Source organism: Nitratidesulfovibrio liaohensis (genome assembly GCF_011682075.1).
In the GTDB taxonomy this organism is placed as follows: Bacteria; Desulfobacterota; Desulfovibrionia; order Desulfovibrionales; family Desulfovibrionaceae; genus Cupidesulfovibrio; species Cupidesulfovibrio liaohensis.
This window is the reverse complement of the sequence record NZ_VSMK01000133.1, coordinates 1-6,180: the sequence shown is the minus strand read 5'-3', so window position 1 is coordinate 6,180 and position 6,180 is coordinate 1. Positions and strand designations below refer to the sequence as shown.

The following is a 6,180-nucleotide window of genomic DNA, read 5'->3' as shown; positions in this document are numbered from 1 at the left end:
GGTTCGGCATGCGCCGGGCGCCATGCCCCAAGGCAGGTCAGCCACAGGGCGAGCGCCAGCAGCATGGGCCGCGTGCGGCGAGGCCGGGGGGGCCGTGCGGCCCCCCGGAATGTGATGTGCAGGAAGTTCGCGGGGTGCGTCATTGGCGCAGCCTGTCCAGGCCCTGTTGCATGAGGTCGGCCTCCGTGTTGCGGCGGGGGTGGTACTTGTAGTCCGGGTTGGAACTGAAGTTGCGCAGTTCCTTGATGGCCCCGTCCCAGTCGCCCTTGGTGGAGTGATCCCAGAATTTGGGGAATTTCTCCGTGCTGCCGTGCTGGTAGAGCACGGAGGTGATGGTGGCCTGCATTTCCTTGGGCAGTTCTTCGAACTTGCGGATGGTCTTGCCCTGGGCGTCGGTGTTGTGCGGGGCGGTGTTGTACTGCTGTTGCGCCGTTTCCTTGAAATGAATGGTCATCTTCTCGTTGAGGTGGCTGGCCTGCTCGGGGGTGAGCCTGACAACCATGCCTTTTCCTTTAAGATTTTCCATTTCCTGTTTCGCCTGCGTGGCATTTTTGCCAAGCAGAGGACTCAGGCGGTTGATAACCTCCTCATCCACTCCGATTTCGCGCAACCCCTCCGCACTCCACTGCCCCGTGTCGATACCCGCCCCGATGGTGGCGCTGCTGTTGTCCATGGGCTTGCCGTCCTTCGTGGGGATGTAGGCGTACAGGACGTTGCCTTCCAGCTTTTGCAGCGTATCCGCCGTGATCCGGTTGATGTCTTCCGGCTTGTCGGGGACGGCCAGAACGCCGTTGCCGCCTTTACCGGGCGTTGCCGCATCAGGCACGTCCCCCTTGCTGCCATCCGTGGACGCGGGAACCGGCTCGCCGGGCCGGGGTTGTTCCTGCGCCTTCGGCTCAGTGAGCGGGCCGGGGCCTGCTCCTTCCAGAAAGGTGCGCGCGGCGCGTTGCAGGGGGCCTTCCTGCGCGTTGCCCGGGCCGGGTCGGGTGGTCCGGCTGCCCGGTTGTTCCGCAGGCCCCGCACCGCCGGAGGTTCCGTCACCCGCCTCCGCAGTCGAAGAGCCGGACGTATCGCGCGCCGAGCCGTCGGCGGACATCAGCTTGACGGGGTCCGGTACGGGCTGCTGGCCGGGCTTCCGACGCATGACCATAAGCTGCCGCCCGTCCACGTTGTCCGGATCGAACGGCTTCGGTTCGCCCGCCCGACCCGGCGCACCGGGCTGATTGGGTTGATTGGACTGGCCGGGCATGTCCGGTTCGCGCCCCGCGATGTCTTCATACCTGCTGTCGAGTCCCTCCGGGGGCACGGGGTGGGTGTTGCGCCCATCCAGCGACGGCCCCAGCGGCTTGCCGTACACGGACATGCCAAGCCGCCTGGCGTCCAGTTCCAGCCCGCTGTCGCCTTCCTGCCGGGGAAAGCGCCAGAAATCGTCAAAGCGGTCAGGCCGGGCCTCCTCAAACATGTCGCGCAGAAAGCCCTGCTGCAGCGCGTCGGATTCGTTGTCCGGCAGCTTGCTGCCCTTGTGCTCGAAGCCTCGGATGGAGCGCAGTCCGCCATCGAACAGCCGATACCACTCCTGCATGGTGGTGGCACCCATGGCCTGGCGCGACGTGTCCCGAACCTGCCGGTACAGGCCGCGCCGTTTGTCGTCGTAAGATTCGCCGCTGCCTTGCAACCAGTTGTTCCACATATGCATTCCTCTCTAGTGGGTGTCAACGCGGCACGTCCGCTCCGGCCGGGTGTTCGGCTAGGTATGCCCGGCCAATCCGGGCGGCGGCGCGCGCCAGTGCACCGGCAGGCTAGCGCACGGTTTTTCCGTGGCGCGGCCCGCAAGAGGGCGGGAAGGGGGTGGGAAGGTCGTCCGAAGGGGGCGTGGCCATGGCATGGGCGAAGGACTGGGCATGACAGTGCATGACGGTAGCGTAAGACAGCGCATGATCGTGCATGACAGGCTGTAGCCACAGGCTCGCGCGTTCGTCTGCAGTGTTGTCCGTTGGCCGCGTTTGTCCTTCGCGCCAACGCAAAATCCCCCGCCACATGCCGTGGCGGGGGATTGGAATGACGATATGTTCAGCTGGGTTGCCCCATAAAGGGGTCAAGGGGGCGCGGCCCCCTTGCTCCAGCCGTTGGGTGAGCGCGCAGATCGATCCGAAGGGCGCGAAGCGTGCCCGTTGGCGAGCTTGCGGGCCGTACGATCACCGTGCGCCACGCGCGAGTCCTACGGATGGGGACAGCAGAGCTGCGGGGCAGCGCCCCGCTCCTTCCTGTTTCTTCTTCAACGCGTTCTTCCCGGTTCTTGTCGGCGGGCTATTCCTCGCCGCCGCCGTCCTCGTCCAGGTCGCGGGAATACTTGCAGGTCTTTTCCGGACAGGCGATGTGGCGGCCCCGGGCGCGGGTGTTCTTGATCACCAGCAGGGGCGAATTGCAGTCCGGGCACGGGCCGGGCACGGGCCAGTCCCACAGGGCGTAGTCGCACTTGGGGTAGGCGCTGCACGAATAGAAGATCTTGCCGCGCTTGGAGCTTTTTTCCACCAGCACGCCCTCGCACCCTTCGCGCGGGCAGGGCACGCCGGTGGAGAAGGGCGCGGTATAGGTGCAGTCCGGGTACTTGGTGCAGGCGATGAACCGGCTGCCGGTGCGGGCCTTCTTCAGCACCAGGTCGCCGCCGCATTGCGGGCAGGTGCCCACCTTTTCCGGTTCCTCGCGCAGTTTCTGCTCGACCTGGATGTTGCCCTTCTCGTCGCGGGTGAAGTTCTTGGTGTTGCGGCAGGCCGGGTAGCCGGAGCAGGCCAGGAAGGTGCCCGCCTTGCCGAACTTGATGACCATGGGCTTGCCGCACAGTTCGCAGTCTATGCCGCTGGGCAGGCCGCCCTTCACGGTGTCCATGGCCTGGGCGGCGCGCTCCAGCACGGGGTTGAACCCGCCGGTGAAGTCTTCCAGCAGCTTCACCCAGTCCAGTTCGCCTTCGGCCACCTTGTCCAGCGATCCTTCCATCTGCGCGGTGAAGTCCACGTCCATCAGGGTGGTGAAGTGTCCGGACAGCAGATCACAGACCACCGCGCCAAGGTCGGTGGGGGCAAAGTGCTTTTCCTCCAGCCGGGCGTAGTCGCGGTCGAGCAGGGTGGAGATGATGGCCGCGTAGGTGGACGGGCGGCCTATGCCGCGCTCTTCCAGTTCGCGCACCAAGGAAGCTTCGGTGTAGCGGGCCGGGGGCTGGGTGAACTTCTGTTCCTTTTCCACGGACAGGGCGGTCAGTTCCTCGCCCACGGAAAGCTTGGGCAGGTCGCCCTCGGCCACTTCCTCGCCGTCCGCGACCGCGTCCTTCTGGGGTGACGCGGCCAGAAAGCCGGGGAACAGCAGCCGTTCGCCCTTGGCGCGCCATTCGACGGGGCCGCAGGCGATGGTCACCGTGGTGTCGTGAAAGCGCGCCGCCGCCATCTGCGAGGCGACAAAGCGCTGCCACACCAGCCGGTACAGCTGGAACTGGTCCGGCGGCAGCAGGTGGCGCACCGAATCCGGCGTAACGCTCACGTCAACGGGCCGGATGGCTTCGTGCGCGTCCTGCGCGCCGCCCTTGGTCTTGAACTGGCGGGCCTTGGCGGGCAGGTGGTCGTCGCCCCAGGTGGCGGCGATGAACTCGCGCGCGGCGTCGCGGGCCTCGTCAGCAATGCGCACGGAGTCGGTACGCATGTAGGTGATCAGGGCCACGGTGCCGGCCTCGCCCAGTTCCACGCCTTCGTACAGGCGCTGGGCGATGTTCATGGTGCGCTTGGCCGAATACCCCAGCCGCTGGCTGGCCGACTGTTGCAGCGTGGAGGTGATGAACGGGGGCTGCGGCTGGCGCTGGCGTTCCTTTTCGTCGATGCCGGTGATGACGAAGGGCTGGCCCTGCATGGCCGCTTCCACGGCGGCGGCGTCCGCCGCGCTGCCGATGGCGGGCTTCTTGCCGTGCAGCTTGTGCAGGTCGGCCCGGAAGGGGGGCGGGGTGGCCCCGGCCAGGCGCGCGCGGAACAGCCAGTATTCTTCGGGGTTGAAGGCGCGGCGCTCGGTCTCGCGGTCCACGATCAGGCGCAGGGCCACGGACTGCACGCGCCCGGCGGAAATGCCGCGCTTCACCTTCTTCCACAGCAGGGGGGAAAGCTTGTAGCCCACCAGGCGGTCCAGCACGCGGCGGGCCTGCTGGGCGTCGAACAGGTTGCGGTTCAGTTCGCGCGGGTTTTCCAGCGCTTCCTTTACCGCGCGGGCGGTGATTTCGTTGAACTGGATGCGCTGGATGTTGGTGTTCTTGTCGCGGATCAGTTCCGCCACGTGCCAGGCAATGGCCTCGCCCTCGCGGTCGGGGTCGGGCGCAAGGTACACGTTGTCCGCCTTGGCGGCGGCTTCCTTGAGGGCGGAAACCACCTTCTGCTTGCCGTCGATGACCTGGTAGCGGGGGGCAAAGCCGTTGGCCTCGTCGACGCCCAGTTCGCTGGTGGGCAGGTCGCGCACGTGGCCCACGCTGGCATGCACGGCGTAATTGCCGCCAAGGAATTTCTTGATGGTCTTCACCTTGGCGGGGGATTCGACGATGATCAGGTCCTTGCCCATGACTGTTCCTTTCCGGGAAAATACGCTATTGGGGGCGCGTTTCCGGCAGGGAGCCGGAAGCCCTGCCGCTGGGGTCGCGTTCGGCCCCGTCAGGTAGGGGAAAATACGGCAATCGACGATTCCGTCAAGCCGCGCGGGTTCGCCCCGCAACGGCGGACGGCGGGTCCACGAGGTGGAACCACATGCAATCGTTCGTCAATATCAAGGATATGAACAGGGATATGGACCGCCCCGCGCTGGATGGCTCTCGTCTGGGCTCCCGTTATGACGCGCGCCGTTTCCCCCGTCTGGCGGCCCTTGCGCTGTGCGTGCTGTTGCTGGGCCTGGCCGGGTGCGCCAAGGCCCCCTATACCGGGCGCAGCCAGCTGATCATGTATTCCGAGGCGGACGAGGTCAAAATGGGCTTCGCCGCCATGCAGCAGGTGCTGAAGAAGGAGAAGGAGGTCACCGGCACGCCGGAATCCGCCCGCGTGGAGCGGGTGGGTCGCCGCATTGCCGCCGTGGCCGAACGCCCCCAATACCGCTGGGAATTCCACACCATAGAGAAGGACGTGGTCAACGCCTTCTGCCTGCCCGGCGGCAAGGTGGCCGTGTACACCGGCCTGCTGGACCTTGCCGACACCGACGCGGAGCTTGCCGCCGTGGTGGGGCACGAGGTGGCCCACGCCCTGGCCCGGCACAGCAACGAAAAGATGAGCCGGGCGCGCATGGTGCAGGTGGGCCAGCTGGCCGCCATGGTGGGCGTGGCGGCTGCGGGCGGCTCGTCGCAGGCGGCCCAGGCCGTGGGTGACGGCTACGCCGGGGCCATGAACATGGCCGTCATGCTGCCCAACAGCCGCGAGATGGAGTACGAGGCGGACCACATCGGGCTTTTGCTCATGGCCAAGGCGGGGTACGACCCGCACGCGGCCATCGAATTCTGGCAGAAGATGCTCAAGCAGGCGGGTGGCAAGGGCAAATCGGACTTCATGTCCACCCACCCCACCGAGGCCAAGCGCATCGACGCGCTGCGGGCCATGCTGCCCGAAGCCATGCGCTACTACCGCCCGCGCGACGAAGGTGGTTCCGGAAGTGCCGGGGTGAATGCGGGCGGCAAGGCCAGTGGTGCCGGTACCGGCCCTGGTGAACCGGCCCCCGCAGGAAAGTAGCCAACCATCCGCCGTTGTGTGCAATGCCAAGGCCCCGTGCATCTGCGCGGGGCCTTTCGCGTGGGCGGTGGGCAAGGGGCATGGTCGGTTGCTCCACAGGGCGTCGATCCGGTGCGCTGCCTCCGTGTTCCTGCCTGCCGCCCGTCGGCGGCTTGACGCAGAACCCGCACGAGCCGCCTGCCTGTCGGTAGCCGACGTTCGTAGCGCGCCCGCAACCTGCCGTCATGCAAGGCAGAGTGGCCATGCTGGCATTCCCCTTGCTTTGCCCCTTGCGCCGCCACTCCGTTCCCCCGGCGGCAGGAGGATTGCGCATGGCCTACGGAAAGAACATCTCCATGGACGCCCTTCAGACACTGGTCGAAGGACGAGCCACCGAAGGTACCCGGCGCGCCGGTGCCGCCCCCAGGGCGGGCCAGCGCGGCACCGCCGACCCGCGTTTCGCCGC

At 66.8% G+C, this 6,180-nt stretch carries 3 protein-coding genes; 1 reads left to right on the top strand and 2 read right to left on the bottom strand.

All coding sequences use genetic code 11. From position 1 onward, the window contains the following. Positions 1–139 precede the first annotated feature (139 nt). Together FVW27_RS05800 and topA are read right to left on the bottom strand one after the other, a co-directional pair. Positions 140–1,690 carry a pesticin C-terminus-like muramidase gene (locus FVW27_RS05800; RefSeq protein ID WP_167123518.1) on the bottom strand — a complete coding sequence of 517 codons (1,551 nt, stop codon included), beginning with the start codon at positions 1,688–1,690 and terminating at the stop codon, positions 140–142. Positions 1,691–2,307: 617 nt separating this feature from the next. Beyond that, positions 2,308–4,587: a type I DNA topoisomerase gene (gene topA, locus FVW27_RS05795; RefSeq protein WP_167123517.1), complete on the bottom strand. Its 2,280-nt coding sequence runs from the start codon at positions 4,585–4,587 to the stop codon at positions 2,308–2,310. Between the two features lie 182 nt (positions 4,588–4,769). Between topA and FVW27_RS05790 the strand changes: the two genes are divergently transcribed. Beyond that, a complete protein-coding gene (locus tag FVW27_RS05790) occupies positions 4,770–5,735 on the top strand; it encodes a M48 family metallopeptidase (protein WP_167123515.1) in 966 nt (321 codons plus the stop codon). Positions 5,736–6,180 lie beyond the last annotated feature (445 nt).